Consider the following 18,335-nt stretch of genomic DNA (forward strand, 5'->3'; position numbering starts at 1 on the left):
TATCGAAAGAATATGTGGAGGACGATTTAATAAAAGAATTTTTTTCTTTTGATTTTTAAAATTAATTTATAGATTTGTAGATGAAATTTTCAAAAATTGAGTTAAAAGCTCTATTTTTGGAGACGAATAAACACGAAAGATTTAACATTTATGAAACTTAATAAGAAACTATTACATTCTGCATTAATTTTTATTCCATTTGGGTTATCTGCTCAAGTTATGCATTCTAATGGCATGATTATTCATGTAACTAATGGCGGGATTCTTCATTGTAATGGTGGAGTCTTATTGTCTAATACTGATTTTACAAATGATGGATTAGTGGATATTACAAAGAATTCTACACTTGCACAACCAGGAACATTAGAATTTAATATGAATTCAAATGTAGCTGGTGATGGCACTTATCGTATTGAACAAGATTGGATAAATGATGCTAATTTTAGTTCAGGGAATAGTGAAGTAATTCTATATGGAAGTACAGAGCAATTTATCACCTCAAATACGGGAGTTGTTACAACTTTCAATGACTTAACATTAACAGGTATAGGAACTTCTGATAATAGAAGGAAGACACTTTTAGATGTAGATTCTAAAACAGGAACAAATGGAGTGCTTAATTTAAATGATAGAGAATTATATACACAAGGAAATATATTTACTGTAGAGAATTCAAGTCCAAATGCTGTTTTAAATTCACTAACTTATAATGAAGAAGGATTTGTAAGTAGTATAGATGCTGGAAATTTAATTAGAAATATCAATCAGTCAGATGACTATATTTTTCCAGTAGGTTCTAGTGATGGAACTAGAAGATACAGGCCAGTAGTGATAGGAAGCTATTCAACGAACCCACAAAGCTATGCAGTCCGCATGAATAATTTCACTCCTAGCCAAAATGGATATACTGTAGGGAATCATGAATCACATATTGATGACGTAAATAGCAAGTATTATCATTCTATAGTGCAATTATCCGGAGTTAATGATGCGGATTTAAGTATTGCTTATGATGGGAATACTGAAAAAAAATGGGAAAGTATTGCACATTGGGGAGTTGCAAGTAATAAATGGGAAGAAACATACAATAATTCGATTTCTACTTTAGGAAATTATAAGTTAGTATCTAAAAGTAATTGGAACTTTCCTGTAAATGAGAATGAATATGCATTAATTACTAAATCTAAGACTGTTACTATTGTTGAGTCATTCTCTCCTAATGGAGATGGATCAAACGATTTCTTTCATATAGATAATTTAGAGGAATATCCAAAAACTGAAATATGGATTTATACTCGTTGGGGTCTAGAAGTTTACCACAATGAGGATTATAAGAACGATTGGGATGGAACTTCCCAAAATGCATTGAATATTGGGAGTGAGATACTACCCGAAGGAACTTATTATTATATTGTGAAAATGGGAGGAGATAAAGAACTCTCTAATTCAGGAAAAGAATATAAAGGATTTGTATATATTAAACGATAAAACCAACTCTTATGAATAGATTATTTAGAAGAATAAGTCTAGCGACTGTAATTATTTCTTGCATGACTAATGGCGTGTCTGCGCAGCAGGAACCTCAGTTTACCCAATATATGGATAATCTGATTTATTACAACCCTGGTTATGCTGGAAGTCATGACAGAATGAGTATTGCCGCTTTACACCGCCAACAATGGGCAGGATTTGCTGGAGCTCCTATGTCAACAACATTTGCACTTCATTCACCTTTGAGTTATGACAATATAGGCTTAGGGTTAAGCTTTGTAAATGATAGACTTGGACCTACAAATGACACTTGGATTAATGGGGACGTATCTTATTCGTTAAAATTTAAAAATCACAATGGTAGATTAGCTTTTGGTGTGAAAGCAGGGGTTAATATGCTAAATGGAGATTTAACAAACCTAGTGAAGGAAGATCAAGAAGATGCGACTTTAAATGTCCGATATAAGAATGAAGTTAAGTTTAATGTTGGAGCTGGTATCTTTTATCATTCTGATCAGTTCTTTGTGGGCGTTGCTGTTCCTAGAATTCTTGAGAACATTAAGGATATCAAAGATGTTACTTCAGTGGCTAATGAGAAGTTCAGTTTACAACGTCACTATTATGCTATGATTGGTGGATATATCAATGCAGGAAGAATGCTTAAAATCCGACCAAATGCAATGGTGAAGATAACTGAAAATGCTCCTTTAGCTGTCGATGCAGGCTTGGCATTTATATTCTATGATAAATTCTGGTTGGGATTAAATTATAGAGTACTAGAAAGTGCGGGACTTTATCTACAATATTCTTTTACTCCTCAGTTTAAAATGGGCTATGCATTTGAATTCTCAACAACTAAGATGGGGACACATAGTGCAGGAACACATGAAATCATGTTAGCCTTTGATTTATTATTCAAAAATAAATCATTAGCAACACCAAGATACTTCTAACTAACACTCTAATTACTTAAGAAAATGAAATTCGTTATGAAAAGAAATCAAAATATTATGAAAGGGCTGGCTTTTACATTTATTGCTACTTCACTTTCATTGACAGGATATGCACAGCAATCTCGATTAAAGTATGCTGATAAAATGTATGCGAATGAAGGATATTATTATGCTAGTGAAGCTTATGAAGATGTATTAGCAAGAAAAACAGATTCTGCAACCGTTGCAGTTAAACTTGCTGATAGCTATGATAAACTTGGAGATATAAATAAAGCCGCTGCTTGGTATCGCTATTTAAAGAGAAATAATAATTTAAATAAAGAACAACTTTTACGTTTGGCCTTATTAGAGAGACAATTATCTAATTATGATGAATCCAAAAAGTTAATGGATACATATGTTCAAAAATATGGACAAAATGATGTGGCTAGTAGTATTGTTTCTGCATCAACAAGTATTGCAGAACTTCAAAATAAGAAATGGTTTGATTTAAAGCCTAGATTATCTGTAAATACACCAGCTTCTGAGATGGGACTGTCTTATTTTGGAAAAGATAATGTATTAATTGCTAGCTCTAAAAGACAAGGAAAATCTTCTATGCAGGTACATTCTTGGACAGGACAATATTATTATAGTGTTTTTAAAGCAACTATCGATGCTTCTGGAAATGTGGGCAAGAAGATGAAAGCTATCAAGAAAATTGATGAAAAATTTAATGATGGTCCAGTTTCGTTTAATGAAAAGAATAATGTAATCTACTTTAGTAGAAATGCAGAGTTCTATACTGTAAGCGGAAATAAAAAGTCTTCTATCCTAAAATTATACAAAGCTGATTATAAAGATGGTAAATTTAAGAATGTAAAAGAACTAGGGATAAATGGGGATGATTTTTCTTGTGCACACCCAAGTGTATCAAAAGATGGAAAACGTTTATATTTTGCCTCTAATCGTTCTGGTGGTATGGGAGGTATGGATATTTACTATGTAAATTTAGATAGTGAAGGAAACACTTCAGGTTCTCCTGTAAATTTAGGACCTAAAGTGAATACATCTGAGAATGACATGTTCCCTTATTTTAATAGTGAAGAAGGAATTCTTTTCTTTGCTTCTGAAGGGCATTTTGGATTAGGGGGCTTAGATGTATTTGTTTCTAGAATGGATAAAGCTGGTATGCCTAAAGATGTTGAAAATCTTGGTTCTCCTGTTAATGGACCATACGATGATTTTTCTTTTGTAAATAATGCTACACAAACGAATGGATTTTTCTCTTCTAATCGCCCTGGTGGTTCAGGATCTGATGATATCTATGCATTTAATCAATTGTACGTTATTAGAAATAGAGCTGTTGTAAACGGTTCTTTGACTGATTTAATTACAAATAATAAGATAGATAATGGGACTATTTACTTAGCAGATAAGAATGGTAATGTTGTAGATAGTGTTAAATCTAGCCCTGATGGTAAATTCAATATATCTTTAGCAGAAGGTATTAATGATGAATTTAAATTGATTGCTAAAAAAGATGGATATAATCAAGAGCTTGCATCTATTCCTTTTGATGAATCTAAAGGGGAATATGCTCAAGATTTAAAGTTAATGCCAATTCTTAACTACTATTTTGTGGGAACTATTAAAGATAAGGCTAATGGAGAAATAATTAAAGATGTGAAAGTTACGATAACTGATTTAGATAAAAATCAAGTATTTGAAACTGTACAAACTGCTTCTGCAGGTGATTTTAAAACAAAAGAATTACCTTATGGTTACAAAGATAAAACGTCTTATAGATTTAAGATAGAGAAGGACGGCTATGTAGCTAAAACAGTTGATATTTCCAGTATGCTTGATACGAAAGAAGAAATTGTTGTAAATGATCTATTAAATATTGATTTAACTAAAATTGAAGTTGGTAAAACTGACTTAAATGAGATTGTTGATATTAAACCTATCTTCTTTGATTTTAATAAAGCAGATATTCGTCCAGATGCTGCTATTGAGTTGAATAAGGTAGTTGCTATTATGAAAGATAATCCAAAGATGGTTATTGAATTAAGATCTTTTACTGATAACCGTGGATCTAAAGCGTATAATAAAACGTTATCTGATAAGCGTGCGAAATCTTCTGCAAAATATATTGTTTCTCAAGGAATTGGTGCTGATAGAATTGCAGGTAAAGGATATGGAGCTGATATTTTAGTTGTTTCTGATGCTGAGATAGCAAAAGCTAAGACCGAAGAAGAGAAAGAAGCTTTACATCAAAAGAATAGACGCACAGAGTTTATTATCGTTAAAATGAAATAAGCATTAAAATGAAAAGAATAACTTTATTACTTACTTTACTAGTAACTTCAATAGGTTTATATGCACAAGATAATGTGGGTATAGGAACGAATACACCTGATGCTTCTGCTGTCTTGGAATTAAAGGCAAATGATAAGGGGGTTTTAGTGCCACGTTTAACAACTGCTCAAAGAACAGCTATCTCTAATCCAGCCGAAGGTTTGCTAGTATATGATATAGATTTTGAATGTTTCTATTATTATAAATTAAATTCTGGTTGGAATGATATGTGTACTGGCATCGCTGGCCCTGCTGGTCCACAAGGTCCTGCCGGCCCTGCTGGTCCACAAGGTCCTGCGGGAGTAAATGGAAATGATGGTGTGAATGGAGCTCAAGGTCCTGCTGGTAATAATGGTATAGATGGTTCTGATGGAGTTGACGGGAAAAATTCTCTTGCTGTAACAACACCAGAGATAGCCGGAGTTAATTGCCCTGCAGGAGGATTTAAATTGGAGATTGGAATTGATTTAAATGGAAATGGAACCTTAGAACCGACAGAAATTACTTCTACTCAATATATCTGTAATGGAAATGGAGGAACAGGTTCTGTTGGTCCACAAGGTCCGCAAGGTCCTGCCGGTCCACAAGGTCCTGCCGGTCCACAAGGTCCTGCCGGTGCTGATGGGAATGATGGTGCTACTGGTCCACAAGGTCCTGCCGGTCCACAAGGTCCTGCCGGAAATAATGGAGCTCCTGGTGCTCAAGGTGCTACTGGTCCACAAGGCCCTGCTGGCCCTATCGGTCCACAAGGTCCTGCCGGCGCTGATGGGAATGATGGTGCTACTGGTCCGCAAGGTCCAACTGGCCCACAAGGTCCAACTGGCCCGCAAGGTCCACAAGGTCCAACTGGTCCACAAGGTCCCTCTTGGGATATCACTTCTACTAATTTCAATGCTGACGGATCTTATCAAATTATAACTGATAAACCTTCTACAATATCCTCTACAAATAAAGCTTGGTTATTAAGTGGAAATAACCCAGTTGCTGCTACTGATTTCCTTGGATCAGTTAATAATGCAGATGTTAAGTTCAGAACAAATAATATAGAAAGAATGAAAATTCAAGGAAATGGACAAGTTGTGGTTAATAACACAGGAGCGCCATTTGCTGGTGATGTTTTTTCTGCTTATGCAGCTGGAGCAGATTATGCAATTAATGGATATACTACAGGTACGAAGGCAGGAGTTTACGGGCAAGCTCAAAATGCTTCAGCAATTGGTGTTTTAGGTATTAACACACTAGGAGTTGGAGTCCAAGGTCAATCTACTGATGATCGAGGAGTAATAGGATTATCAACTAATTCCTATGCTGTTCATGGTCAATCTACTAATTCTTTGGGTGTCTTCGGCTCTTCTCAAGGAGATGTTGGAATTTGGGGACAAACAAAAGTGGCTACAGAGACAGGTGTAGTTGGTTTAGGGAATAATCTTGCAGCAGCCACTGTTCTAATTAAAGGCTCTGGTGGTGCTTTTACTGGTAGCACTATTGGAGTGTTTGGAAATGCAAACCCTGTATCTCTTTCGACGGGAACAATTTCGGCGGGAGGATATTTTACGGATAGTGTATCGGCCTCCGTTAAAACAGGAACTTATATTGGAGGGTATAATGGTTTGACTGAATTTAAAGTATTAGGAACTGGTAGTATAAGTACAATCGTAGAAGACATGAATGAAAAACAGGTTGTAATGTATTCCCCTGAAGCCCCTGAAATCTTGTTTGAAGATTATGGTGAAGGAAATCTTGTAAATGGTTTTGCTCATATTGAGTTAGATCCTATCTTCGCAAAGAATGTTACTATTAATGAAAAACACCCTTTACGTGTGTTAGTCCAATTAGAAGGAGATTGTAACGGTGTATTTGTTACAAATAAGACACCAACGGGGTTTGATGTGAAAGAACTTCAAGGAGGAAATTCTACAGTTAAATTCACCTATAAAGTGGTTGCAAATAGAATTGATAGAATAGTTAACGGAGAAGTTGTTTCTAAAAATGCAGACATTCGATTTGCTCCTTTTGTTGGATTCCAATCTACAAAAGAGAAAATAGTGGATGATAAATCAATAGAAGGAGTAGCTAAACCCATTCGAGATAAATAAAATTTGTTGATTTATTTTATCTCCTTTTTATTATATATTTTTTGATAATTTGAATAAAAATAGTATTTTTACATACGAAAAGTTTATTTCCAAGATAATTGGTTATAAAGTATGATAAACAAATATTACTACTATGAGAACAATTCATGTTTTTATTTCTTTAATTCTTTTATGTTGTGCTTCAAATGTGTTAGCACAAGACAATGTTGGGATAGGAACCAACACACCGGATGCATCTGCAGTTCTAGAGGTACAGTCTAAAGATAAGGGAATGTTAGTTCCTAGATTAACGACTGCGCAAAGAATAGCCATCTCTAATCCGGCTGAAGGTTTACTAGTATATGATATAGATTTTGAATGTTTTTATTACTATAAATTAAACTCTGGATGGAATGATATGTGTACTGGTATTTCAGGTCCCGCTGGTCCCGCTGGTCCCGCTGGTCCACAAGGTCCAGCTGGAAATAATGGCGCTACTGGTGCTCAAGGTCCTGCCGGTCCCGCTGGTCCCGCTGGTCCTGCTGGTCCCGCTGGTAATGATGGAGCAGCTGGTCCACAAGGTCCTGCTGGTCCTGCTGGTAATGATGGAGCAGCTGGTCCACAAGGCCCTGCTGGTCCTATCGGTCCTATCGGCCCACAAGGTCCTGCTGGAAATAATGGTGCTACTGGTGCTCAAGGTCCCGCTGGTCCACAAGGTCCTGCTGGTCCTGCTGGTCCACAAGGTCCACAAGGCCCACAAGGTCCAACTGGAGCTACTGGTGCAACCGGAGCTACAGGTGCAGCTGGTGCAGCTGGTGCAACAGGTCCACAAGGTCCTACAGGCCCCGCTGGTCCACAAGGCCCTGCTGGTACAGCTAAATTCTATACAGTTAAGGGGACAACTGATGCTTCTGTAACATCATCTGTATGGACACCAATGCCTCAGATGACGATTACACTTACTCCTACTAAAAATGTAATTTATGCTACATTCTCTGCAAGTGGAACTACATCTGGAACTCAAGAAGTTAATTTAGCAGGGTATAGAATTTTTAATCAGACATCTGGGGCTCAGATAGCTGCTTCAAGTATGAATCTAGGACATTTTGGAAATTGGTATGTTTTAAATGGAGGGGCGACAAGCATTGCTCCTACTGCTATCAATGTTACGCCAGGTGTTCCAGTAACAATTCGTGTAGATTGGAGAATGGTTTCACCAGGAGGAGGACAGCAGATAAATAACATTCCTGTCTCTGATCCTGATTTTCAGCATAGAATATTAACCATTTTTGAATAAAAAGAAATGAAAAATTATTCTTTATTTTTGATAGCATTCTTTTCTATTAGTTATTCTTTTGGACAAGAAAATACTGAAAATCAAATCCAAGTAGAACAAACTATTACTAAGTCTCAACAAGAGCATAAATTGATCTTAGATGAAAATGGAAAACCAATTGAATTTCCTAAAAATATGGTTATTATAAGATTATCAGACAGAGAGATTAATAGTGATTCTACTCAAGTTTTCGGCGAAAAGTTTGAGATTCTTAAAATAGAGAAGAAGGAGGAAGAAAAGAAATAGATATTTCTTTCATCTCGGTGCAACTATTTTTTTATTGTTTACGTTTTATTTATGTCTAGTGATATATTATAAATAAAATACACTATTTATTATGAATCGATTTTGTTTAATATCTTATATAGGAATTTTATCTCTATTTTCTTCTACACTTCTCTCGCAAGTTATTTATTCAGATGGTGCTACCATTTCTATTAAAACAGATGGTATAGTATATTCAAATGGTGGCGTGACTCTTAACAATACTTCAGATTTAATTAATGATGGTCTGTTAATAGCAACCAAAAGTTCAGTAGTTGCACATCCTGGAGATTTTGAGATTTTATCTAATTCTACAGTTTCTGGAGAGGGAACATATAGAATCGAACAAAATTGGATAAATGATGCACAGTTTATAGCTCAAAATAGTACAGTTGAATTATTTGGTAATACCGAGCAGTTTATAACTTCAACTAATGGAACAACTACTCAATTCAATAATCTTACACTAAGTGGGAATGGAATTAATTCTGATAGAAAAAAAACATTACAAAATGTAAATTCATCGGTTAGTTCAAGTGGTATATTAAATTTAACAGATAGGGAGCTCAATACGGATATAAATACTTTTACAGTAGAAAATATTAATCTTTCAGCAATTCAATTTAGCAATGACTATTTAAATGAAGGATTCGTAAGTAGTAGAGTGGGTGGTTTTTTAGTTCGAAAAATGGCGGTAACAGGTGATTATATCTTCCCTGTAGGATCCAGTGATGGCACAAGAAGATATCGAGCTGTAATTATTGATTCAAAAACAAGTAGTGCACAATCTTATGCTGTTCGAATGAATAATTTTATATCTGATAATGAAGGGTACCCTGTCGTACAGCATGAGGCTGAGATAGATGAGGTGAATTCGGCATATTATCATTCTATTCGCAGGTTGGAAGGAAGTACAGATGCAAACTTAATCATATATTATGATCCATCAACTGATAAAGATTGGGAAAGTATCGCTCATTGGAGTTCTTCGCAGCAAGAATGGAGGAATATAAAGAATGCTATCCAACAAGATGAGTCTAATTATAGCTACATTGAAAAGAGTGGTTGGCATTTTCCGACTGATAATGATGAGTATGCGTTTATAACAACAGCTTATGAACTTATCATACCAAATGTTTTAACTCCTAATGGAGATGGTTTGAATGATGGATTCTACGTTACAACATATGGGCTTTCTGAATATAAAATTCAGATTATAAACCGTTGGGGAAATTTAGTATATGAATCTGAAGATCCAAATGGTGTGTGGGATGGTAAAACTCCTAGTAGTCAAGACTGTACAGAAGGTGTTTATTTCTACACATTAAATGCAAAGTTTAAAGATAAGGAGATTAAAGAACATGGATTTATCACTCTAATAAGAAAATAATAAATATACAGAAAATATGAAAGCTTTAAAATTATTAATTTGGACTAGCCTTTTTAGCATTAGCTCAATTGTTATTGCTCAAAATGATAATGTAGGTATAGGAACAACTAATCCTGATCCATCTGCACTCTTAGATATGAAGTCTAGTAATAAGGGAGCCCTAGTTCCTCGTATGACTACAGCTCAACGCCTTGGAATATCCTCCCCTGCTGAAGGATTATTGGTTTATGATACAGATTTTGAATGTTTTTATTATTATAAATTATCTTTAGGCTGGAATGATTTATGCACTGGAATTGTTGGTCCCGCTGGCCCCGCTGGTGCTGCTGGTCCACAAGGTCCTGCCGGTCCCGCTGGTCCACAAGGCCCCGCTGGTCCACAAGGTCCTGCTGGTAATGATGGTGCTACTGGTGCTCAAGGTCCCGCTGGTGCTCAAGGTCCCGCTGGTCCACAAGGTCCTGCTGGTCCACAAGGTCCTGCTGGTCCACAAGGCCCTGCTGGTCCACAAGGTCCTGCTGGTAATAATGGTGCTACTGGTCCCGCTGGTCCACAAGGTCCTGCTGGTCCACAAGGTCCACAAGGCCCGCAAGGACAAGCTGCAAATTTTTATAGCACAAGTTTAACTACAGATGTTAATATAACAAGTAGTTCTTGGACGAATGTGCCAAGTATGGGAACAGTTACTTTTACAGCGACATCATCAACAGCATTAGTTATGTTTACAGCATCAGGTCATGGATACACTAACTCTATGTCTTATGTTGCATTTAGATTGTTGAATAATGGAGCTAATATTGGAGGTACAATGGAGAAAATCCAAAATTATGATGATTGGACTGGAACAATCACAACTTGGAGTTGTGGTTTTAATAAATTGTTGACAGGATTGACTGTGGGAAATTCATATACAATTAGTGTTCAAGGGATGGTGAGTGGGATTTCAGGAACCTATACCGCTGTAGTAAATCCATCTTCTCAGCCAAATGAGGAACACATGACATTAACTGTATTACAATAAATTAACTAGGATATGAAGAAAGTAATTACAATTTGTATGCTAGCTGCATGTTATAGTGTTTCATTTTCACAAGAGAAACCAGAGAATGCTTTTATGAGTAAGACAACTAATGTACAAGAGGTAAAGAAGAGCAATAATCCTGCTCCTGAGAATGCTACAATGGAACAAGGGACTCAATCTGAGCAAAAGAATACATCAATTAAGAATGAACCACAGGGTGCTTTAAAAGAAAACAACCAAGCAGAACCTGTCAAAGAAAAATAAAGGAAATGGGTTACCAAGCTAGGTCGTTAAATCTCATAGACCGTAAATAGATTACGGACTGCCACAATAAATTTGTATCAAAATTAAAGAGATGAAGACAGTTAGAGGTTTAAGTAGAAAGGAGTTTGATAGGAAATTTGGTACAAATGAACAATGTCTAATTTATTTGACAACGAAGAAATGGGGTGATAGTTATGTCTGCACAAGATGTGGCAAGAATGATTATGTAAAGGGTAAAAAGCAATTTAATAGACGTTGTTCCAACTGCGGATATGAAGAAAGTCCAATTGCTAATACTTTGTTCCACAACATAAAGTTTGATATATACAAAGCTTTTGGAATGGTTTATGAGATGATGACCAATAAAAAAGGAGCGAGTAGTATGCGTCTTGGTGAGTTATTTGAGATTTCCCAGAATACAGCTTGGTTATTTAGATGTAAAATCCAAAGCTATCTCAAAAGTAGCGGTGAACATTTACTAACTGGTCTCGTCCACGTTGATGAGTTTGAGGTCGGAACACCTAAAAAAGGAAAGCAAGGGAGGGCAAAAACAGATGAAAAAGCAAGAGCTATTATAGCTGTTGAAATCCGTAAAAATAAACATCGTAAAAACAAATCAGTTATCGGAAATGCTTATGTAAAGGTAATAAAGGACTTTAGTGAGGAATCATTAAGACCAATTTTCAATGAACATATTGACAAACTAGCTGAAATAGTTACTGACAAATGGTCAAGTTATCAACCGATAGCAAAAGATTACCCCAACATGAAACAAGTCCTATCAAATAATGGAGCTAATTTTCCAGAAATTCATGTACAGATAAGAAATTTTAAGAACTGGCTTAGAGGAACTCACTCCTTTTGCGATTGGAATAAACTTCAACACTATATAAACGAGTATATCTATCGTTTGAATAGGAGAAACCACAGAGGTTCTATGGTTGATAAGTTATTCGATAGGTTTCTAAATGAAAAGGCTCCGAATTACAAGAGTTTAACAGCTTTAACGACTTAAATTGGTAACCCATTAAAGGAATATATAAAAGTAATATATAAAAAAACGAGACCAAAAGTCTCGTTTTTTGTTTAAGTTTTTATTTATTTGGTAAATCTCTAGTAAAAGCTGAAATCCCAGTTATATCAGCTCCAGTTATCAATAGATGAATGTCATGAGTTCCTTCATACGTAACAACAGATTCTAAGTTTGCCATGTGTCTCATGATAGAGAATTCAGATGTAATACCCATGGCTCCAAGCATTTGTCTAGCTTCTCTAGCAATGTTTAGAGCAACTTCCACACTATTTCTTTTAGCCATAGAAATTTGAGCACTTGTAGCTTTCCCATCATTTCTTAATTGACCCAAACGAAATAAAAGTAGCTGACTCTTTGTTATTTCTGTAATCATTTCCGCTAATTTTTTTTGAGTGAGTTGAAATGCAGCAATTGGAACACCGAACTGTGTTCTTTCTTTAGAATATCGTAGGGCTTGATCATAACAATCCATGGCAGCTCCTAATGCTCCCCAAGCAATACCATATCTTGCAGAGTCTAAACAGGATAAAGGAGCACCTAAACCGCTTCTACCAGGTAGTATATTTTCTTTTGGAACTTTTACGTTTACAAAGATTAATTCTCCAGTAGAAGAAGCACGAAGAGATAATTTACCTGTCATCTCGGGAGTCGAAAATCCTTCCATTCCTTTTTCTACAATTAAACCGTGAATCCTTCCTGCTTCATCTTTTGCCCAAACTACCGCAATATCAGCAAATGGGGCATTCGAAATCCACATCTTTGCACCATTTAAAAGATAATGATCTCCCATATCTTTAAAATTAGTAACCATACCAGCAGGATTAGAACCATGGTCAGGTTCAGTTAAACCAAAACATCCCATGAATTCACCTGTAGCTAATTTAGGTAAATATTTATGCTTTTGTTCTTCTGTTCCATATTTCCAAATCGGATACATGACTAGGGAACTCTGTACGGAGGCCGTTGAACGAATACCACTATCACATCTTTCAAGCTCTTGCATAATTAATCCATAGGAAATTTGGTCAAGACCTGGTCCTCCATACTCTTCAGGAATGTATGGACCAAAAGCACCAATCTCCCCCAAACCATTTAGAATCTGATTAGGAAAAGTGGCATTTTCAAAATGCTCATCTATAATGGGTGAAACTTCTTTCTTAACCCAATTTCTGGCGGTATCACGAATTAATTTATGCTCATCTGTCAATAAATCATCCATCATATAATAATCGGGATGCGTGTACAAATCTGATTTCATGTATTTCTCTTTTATTTTGCGCCTAAAGGTAAGTAATTATTTTCTTTTTGAGGTTTCTAGTGGGAGATTAACATCTTATATTATTTTTGTATTTCTTCTTTTGAAACGAAAGAACAGGATGGATCATTTTGAATTGATAATAAGAAAAGAATTATTTCCGCATTGGATATTGCTGGTGTTATTCGGTTCAATTTCGCTATTAATGATATTAAAATATACCAAAGAATATACTTTCTATTATCTGTTATTAGCATTATACAAACCACCTTTTAAAATACCATATTCCAAAAATGAATTAAGGTATTTTGGCGGATATAATCTATTATTACTTCTTAACTTTTTTTTAATATCTTCTCTAACCATGTATATGATAATGACCTATTATAATATTCATGTTGAGTATGCTATTCTTCTTCCTACAGGCTATTACTTTTTTCGATTGCTTTCACATGTTTTTGTTGGAGCAGTTTCGGGAGTATCTAAAGATCTGGGAGAGAATATTTTCTTAACAAATACTATAGCACATATTATTGGAGTTATATCTATTCCTTTTCTTTTAGCTTGGATTCTAAATCCACAATACTCAATTTATTTTATTGTCATTTTTGTGTTTATTTTTGGTTTATTACATATTGCTCAAATATGGAGAGGTTTTTTTATTGCTTTGCGGAATAATATACGGTGGTATTACATAATTTTGTATCTTTGCACTTTGGAAATTTTACCTATTATACTTATTTATATGTTATATAAGGTTTAATTCATTGAGAGAGAGATTGTTTTAAAATTATAAATTCGCTAGACTTGAGTATTCGAACCATTTTAGTTTCGCAACCGGAACCAGCAGATAATAAGAATCCTTATGCATCGTTGGCTGAAAAGTACGATTTAAAAGTTGATTTTAGACCTTTTGTGCAAGTAGAAGGTATTAATTTGACCGATTTTAGGGCACAGAAAGTTGATTTTGCTAATTATACTGCTGTAATTATGACTTCAAAGAATGCCATTGATCATTATTTTAGAATGGCTGAAGAATGCAGATATGAAGTCCCTACCACAATGAAATATTTTTGTATTTCAGAGGCGGTTGCATATTATCTTCAAAAGTATGTAACATATAGAAAACGTAAAATTTTCTTTGGGAAACAGACTATTCAAGAATTGATGGTGGCTATTAAGAAGCATAAAGGAGAAAAATTTTTATTACCCTGTACTGATATTTTGAGAGATAGTATCCCAGAAGCATTAGATACTGAAGGAGTACAGTTTCAGAAAGTTGTTTTATATAGAACTGTCGCCTCAGATTTATCGGATTTAGAGGATGTATATTATGATGTGTTAGTTTTCTTTTCACCTTCAGGAATTGAATCTCTATTAAAAAACTTCCCTGATTTTAAACAAAATAAAACGCTTATTGCTGCATTTGGACCTACAACAGCAAAGGCTGTTTTAGATAACAATCTACGTTTAGATATCAATGCACCACAGCCTCAGATACCTTCTATGTCGATGGCTATTGAGCAATATATAAAGGACTCTAAGAAGAAAAGTAAAAAAATTGGATAATATAGAATGACCCATATAGGGTCATTTTTTTTGAGAATATATTTTTATGCAATAATTTAAAATACTAATTCATCAATATTTCTTAATTTTATACTTTCATTAATAATAAATGGCTAAACTAAAAAATAAAGAGAGTCTTACTTCTAAAAGAACATTTCTTTCAAGGATAGTTGTTATTGGTATATGGCTTGGAGGTATGATGCCTTTGTTATTTATCTTATATTTAAGATACTTTCAAACAGACAACTCTTCTTTACCTTCTGCTTCTATGTTAGAGAATCCTGAAGAATTATTAGCCACTACTGTATATGCAGATGATGGAATCACTGAGTTGGGTAAGTACTGGAAAGTGAATAGAACGAGTATCCCTTATAAGGAAATTTCTCCGTATGTTATATCTGCCTTAATTGCAACTGAAGATGAGCGATTTGAAGAACATTCAGGTATCGACTTTAAGGCTGTAGGAAGGTCCGTGGTGAGTTTAGGATCAGCAGGTGGTGCTTCTACTATTTCTCAACAATTAGCAAAGTTAATCTTTACCTTGAAGGAGAGAGAAGAAAGAGATAATTCGTTACAAGAAAATTCAGGCCCTACCCAAGAAGAGGAGCGTAAGAGTAAAATGAATAAGATTGAGCGTCGACTTTTTGAGAAAGTGAAAGAAAATGTTATTGCTCTTCGTTTAGAGAGACGCTATTCAAAAGATGAAATTATTGCGATGTATTTGAATCAATTTGACTTCTTGTATAATGCAGTAGGGATATCGAGTGCAGCCCATGTTTATTTTAATAAAAAGGCATCGGATTTAACCCCTGATGAGGCAGCTATTTTAGTAGGTATGTGCAAAAACCCAGGACTATACAATCCATACAGCTATACTGTAAGGGATTATAGAGATAGAGTGGCAAGTAGAAATGGGATAAATAAGAAAGATGTTTCCTTAGTACAAATCAGAGAAGAAAAACAGAAGGATTCTTTACGAACGATTCAAAGGCGTAATGTTGTTTTATATCAATGGTATAAGAGTTCTAACAGAGGAAATGATGCTTTAACCAGTAAAATCACTAAAGAGCAATACGATAGTTTGATAGCTTTACCTCTCCATGTAGATTATCAGGTGGTAGATCATAGGGAGGGATTAGCTCCATATTTCAGAGAAAGTCTTCGAAAGAAGGTGACTCAGATGTTGAAAGAGAAGACAATAGATGGGAAATACAAAATTAGTAAAGAAAATGGTCAGCCATATAATATCTATGAAGATGGTTTGAAAATCTATACTTCTATAAATCCTGATATTCAAAAATATGCAGAGGCTGCAGTTGTAAAACATTTAAAGAATAATCTCCAAAAACCATTTACAAAGAATAACCTCCGTTCAAAAAATTATCCATTTGCGTATGATATAACGCAAGAGAACGTTGACAGACTTATGAATAATGCTCGTAAACGTTCAAATAGATATATAGAAATGAAGCTACGAGGAATTCCAGAAAAGGAGATTTTGGCAAGTTTCGAAACCCCAATTCCTATGAAAGTATTTTCTTGGGAGGGGGATTTTGATACTATCATGACGCCAAATGATTCTATTCGTTGGTATAAAAATGTAATGCGAGCTGGATTGGTTTCTGTGGAGCCTCAAACAGGTTTTATTAAAGCTTGGGTAGGAGGGCCTGATTTTGCACATTTCTCCTATGATCACGTGGCTCAAGGAAAGCGCCAGGTGGGATCTACAATCAAGCCTTTTGTGTATTCAGCAGGAATGCAGTTTGGAGTAATTACTCCTTGTGAAACCACACCTAATATTCCATATTGTGTTGATGTCCAAACAGGTCCTAAGCCAGAAAATATGAAGCAATGGTGTCCTAGAAATGCAGGAGTAGATATGGATGGAAAACCAGTGTCTTTTGAGAAAGGATTAGCTAATTCTATGAATAATATTACCGTTGCAGTAATGGCTAGAATGGGTGGGACTGCTGGGCCAAGAGCCGTTGCTAAGTTAATGCGCGATCTTAATATTGATTTAAGAGAGGAAGATATTGTTCCTGCAATGTGTTTGGGTGTTATGGATTTATCTCTTTTAGAGATGATATCTGCACAAGCAACATTTGTAAATGGTGGTATCTATAACGAACCTTCTGCAATTATTCGTATTGAAGACAGGAATGGAAATACGATATATGAGCATGAGCCAGTTTCCAAAGAGGCTATGTCAGAAGATTTAGCTTATGCTACTCTACAATTAATGGAAAATGTAGTATTATACGGTACGGGAGCAAGTTTGCGTGGAACGTGGAGAGGAGATTGGGGAGGGATTACCTATCCAACAGCAGGGAAAACAGGTACCACACAACACAACACAGATGGATGGTTTATGGCATTAACTCCTGACTTAGCAACAGGTGTATGGGTAGGAGCTGAAGATGGTGCAATCCGTTTCCGATCTATGGAGTGGGGACAAGGAGCTAGGTTGGCTTTGCCAATTTATGGTTATATGATGCAAGGAGTTTATAAAGACCCAAATATTCATATTTCTAAAGATGGTTTTGAAGCCCCCTTCGGCTATGAGAATTCCATATATAATTGTCGGGGAAATAGTAATGACACAAATAATTCAAATGACCCATTTAAGATATAAAGAAAATTTGTTATGAGAAAGACAGTAGAAAATGTAGAGAAAGCTTGTGAAGACATTAAAGATGGTGCTACTATTATGTTTGGTGGATTCGGACTATGTGGAATCCCTGAAAATACTATTGCATATTTAGAAAAGAAAGGAGTTAAGAATTTAACTTGTATATCCAATAATGCAGGTGTAGATGATTTTGGTTTGGGATTGCTTTTACATAAGAAACAAATTAAAAAAATGATTTCTTCGTATGTGGGTGAAAACGAAGAGTTTGAAAGACAAATGTTATCAGGTGAATTGGAAGTAGATTTAATTCCACAAGGAACTCTTGCTGAAAGATGTAGGGCGGGTGGTGCTGGAATTCCCGCTTTTTATACCCCGGCTGGATACGGAACAGAAGTAGCGGAAGGGAAAGAAGTACGTGTTTTTAATGATAAACCACACATCTTAGAAACTGCACTGACAGCAGATTATGCGATTGTGAAAGCTTGGAAAGGTGATACAGAAGGAAACTTAATATACAAAGGAACGGCAAGAAATTTCAATCCTGTGATGGCTATGGCAGGAAAGATTACAATTGCTGAGGTTGAGGAATTGGTGCCAGCAGGAGCTTTAGACCCTAATCAAATACATACACCTGGAATTTTTGTTCAACGCATTTTTCAAGGACAAAAATTTGAGAAACGTATCGAGCAAAGAACCGTTAGAAAGAGAAATTAGTAAG

Annotated in this window: 15 protein-coding genes and 1 CRISPR repeat array; of the genes, 14 read left to right on the forward strand and 1 reads right to left on the reverse strand. The window is 35.4% G+C overall.

Going from position 1 to position 18,335, the window contains the following annotated elements; genetic code table 11:
- The first annotated feature begins 150 nt into the window (after positions 1–150).
- The 10 genes from M9897_12915 to M9897_12960 all read left to right on the forward strand — a co-directional run bounded on the left by M9897_12915 (position 151) and on the right by M9897_12960 (position 12,146).
- Positions 151–1,488 carry a gliding motility-associated C-terminal domain-containing protein gene (locus tag M9897_12915; protein ID MCO5269787.1) on the forward strand — a complete coding sequence of 446 codons (1,338 nt, stop codon included), beginning with the start codon at positions 151–153 and terminating at the stop codon, positions 1,486–1,488.
- Between the two features lie 11 nt (positions 1,489–1,499).
- Positions 1,500–2,444, forward strand: coding sequence for a type IX secretion system membrane protein PorP/SprF (locus tag M9897_12920; protein MCO5269788.1), 945 nt, complete (start codon positions 1,500–1,502; stop codon positions 2,442–2,444).
- Positions 2,445–2,480: 36 nt separating this feature from the next.
- The gene (locus tag M9897_12925) at positions 2,481–4,745 is read left to right on the forward strand and encodes an OmpA family protein (protein MCO5269789.1); all 2,265 of its coding nucleotides are present in this window, start codon (positions 2,481–2,483) and stop codon (positions 4,743–4,745) included.
- An 8-nt stretch (positions 4,746–4,753) separates the two neighbouring features.
- Complete coding sequence (locus M9897_12930) at positions 4,754–6,880, forward strand: collagen-like protein (GenBank protein MCO5269790.1); 2,127 nt, start codon at positions 4,754–4,756, stop codon at positions 6,878–6,880.
- Between the two features lie 133 nt (positions 6,881–7,013).
- The gene (locus tag M9897_12935; GenBank protein ID MCO5269791.1) at positions 7,014–8,156 is read left to right on the forward strand and encodes a collagen-like protein; all 1,143 of its coding nucleotides are present in this window, start codon (positions 7,014–7,016) and stop codon (positions 8,154–8,156) included.
- 6 nt (positions 8,157–8,162) lie between these two features.
- Positions 8,163–8,441, forward strand: coding sequence for a hypothetical protein (locus M9897_12940; protein MCO5269792.1), 279 nt, complete (start codon positions 8,163–8,165; stop codon positions 8,439–8,441).
- Between the two features lie 91 nt (positions 8,442–8,532).
- A complete protein-coding gene (locus M9897_12945) occupies positions 8,533–9,849 on the forward strand; it encodes a gliding motility-associated C-terminal domain-containing protein (protein ID MCO5269793.1) in 1,317 nt (438 codons plus the stop codon).
- 325 nt (positions 9,850–10,174) lie between these two features.
- Positions 10,175–10,414: a CRISPR direct-repeat array (repeat unit 24 nt; unit sequence GCTGGTCCACAAGGTCCTGCTGGT).
- A gap of 105 nt (positions 10,415–10,519) precedes the next feature.
- A complete protein-coding gene (locus M9897_12950) occupies positions 10,520–10,867 on the forward strand; it encodes a hypothetical protein (protein ID MCO5269794.1) in 348 nt (115 codons plus the stop codon).
- A 12-nt stretch (positions 10,868–10,879) separates the two neighbouring features.
- The gene (locus M9897_12955) at positions 10,880–11,131 is read left to right on the forward strand and encodes a hypothetical protein (protein ID MCO5269795.1); all 252 of its coding nucleotides are present in this window, start codon (positions 10,880–10,882) and stop codon (positions 11,129–11,131) included.
- A gap of 91 nt (positions 11,132–11,222) precedes the next feature.
- Positions 11,223–12,146 (forward strand): IS1595 family transposase, encoded by a 924-nt coding sequence (locus tag M9897_12960; protein MCO5269796.1) that lies wholly within the window; start codon positions 11,223–11,225, stop codon positions 12,144–12,146.
- Between the two features lie 79 nt (positions 12,147–12,225).
- Here the strand turns inward: M9897_12960 and M9897_12965 are convergent, their stop codons facing one another.
- Positions 12,226–13,422 carry an acyl-CoA dehydrogenase family protein gene (locus M9897_12965; protein MCO5269797.1) on the reverse strand — a complete coding sequence of 399 codons (1,197 nt, stop codon included), beginning with the start codon at positions 13,420–13,422 and terminating at the stop codon, positions 12,226–12,228.
- 202 nt (positions 13,423–13,624) lie between these two features.
- On the opposite strand from M9897_12965, the gene M9897_12970 reads away from it, so the two are divergent.
- The 4 genes from M9897_12970 (at position 13,625) to M9897_12985 (ending at position 18,331) form a co-directional block, all read left to right on the forward strand.
- A complete protein-coding gene (locus tag M9897_12970; protein ID MCO5269798.1) occupies positions 13,625–14,182 on the forward strand; it encodes a DUF4271 domain-containing protein in 558 nt (185 codons plus the stop codon).
- Between the two features lie 44 nt (positions 14,183–14,226).
- Entirely contained in the window at positions 14,227–14,988 is a 762-nt protein-coding gene (locus M9897_12975) for a uroporphyrinogen-III synthase (protein MCO5269799.1), read from the forward strand.
- Between the two features lie 109 nt (positions 14,989–15,097).
- On the forward strand, positions 15,098–17,620 hold the full coding sequence (locus M9897_12980) for a transglycosylase domain-containing protein (GenBank protein MCO5269800.1): 2,523 nt from the start codon (positions 15,098–15,100) through the stop codon (positions 17,618–17,620).
- 12 nt (positions 17,621–17,632) lie between these two features.
- Positions 17,633–18,331, forward strand: a complete 699-nt coding sequence (locus M9897_12985) for a CoA transferase subunit A (GenBank protein ID MCO5269801.1) — start codon at positions 17,633–17,635, stop codon at positions 18,329–18,331.
- Positions 18,332–18,335 lie beyond the last annotated feature (4 nt).

This window comes from Brumimicrobium sp., assembly GCA_023957385.1.
GTDB lineage: Bacteria > Bacteroidota > Bacteroidia > Flavobacteriales_D > Crocinitomicaceae > Brumimicrobium.

Excerpts from the sequence above, each read along its gene's own strand:
- M9897_12930 (MCO5269790.1), top strand. The coding sequence starts at position 4,754 with ATGAAAAGAATAACTTTATTACTTACTTTACTAGTAACTTCAATAGGT.
- M9897_12965 (MCO5269797.1), bottom strand. The coding sequence starts at position 13,422 with ATGAAATCAGATTTGTACACGCATCCCGATTATTATATGATGGATGAT.
- M9897_12970 (MCO5269798.1), top strand. The coding sequence starts at position 13,625 with ATGATATTAAAATATACCAAAGAATATACTTTCTATTATCTGTTATTA.
- M9897_12960 (MCO5269796.1), top strand. The coding sequence starts at position 11,223 with ATGAAGACAGTTAGAGGTTTAAGTAGAAAGGAGTTTGATAGGAAATTT.
- M9897_12920 (MCO5269788.1), top strand. The coding sequence starts at position 1,500 with ATGAATAGATTATTTAGAAGAATAAGTCTAGCGACTGTAATTATTTCT.
- M9897_12940 (MCO5269792.1), top strand. The coding sequence starts at position 8,163 with ATGAAAAATTATTCTTTATTTTTGATAGCATTCTTTTCTATTAGTTAT.
- M9897_12985 (MCO5269801.1), top strand. The coding sequence starts at position 17,633 with ATGAGAAAGACAGTAGAAAATGTAGAGAAAGCTTGTGAAGACATTAAA.
- M9897_12915 (MCO5269787.1), top strand. The coding sequence starts at position 151 with ATGAAACTTAATAAGAAACTATTACATTCTGCATTAATTTTTATTCCA.
- M9897_12955 (MCO5269795.1), top strand. The coding sequence starts at position 10,880 with ATGAAGAAAGTAATTACAATTTGTATGCTAGCTGCATGTTATAGTGTT.
- M9897_12980 (MCO5269800.1), top strand. The coding sequence starts at position 15,098 with ATGGCTAAACTAAAAAATAAAGAGAGTCTTACTTCTAAAAGAACATTT.
- M9897_12925 (MCO5269789.1), top strand. The coding sequence starts at position 2,481 with ATGAAAAGAAATCAAAATATTATGAAAGGGCTGGCTTTTACATTTATT.
- M9897_12935 (MCO5269791.1), top strand. The coding sequence starts at position 7,014 with ATGAGAACAATTCATGTTTTTATTTCTTTAATTCTTTTATGTTGTGCT.
- M9897_12945 (MCO5269793.1), top strand. The coding sequence starts at position 8,533 with ATGAATCGATTTTGTTTAATATCTTATATAGGAATTTTATCTCTATTT.
- M9897_12950 (MCO5269794.1), top strand. The coding sequence starts at position 10,520 with ATGGGAACAGTTACTTTTACAGCGACATCATCAACAGCATTAGTTATG.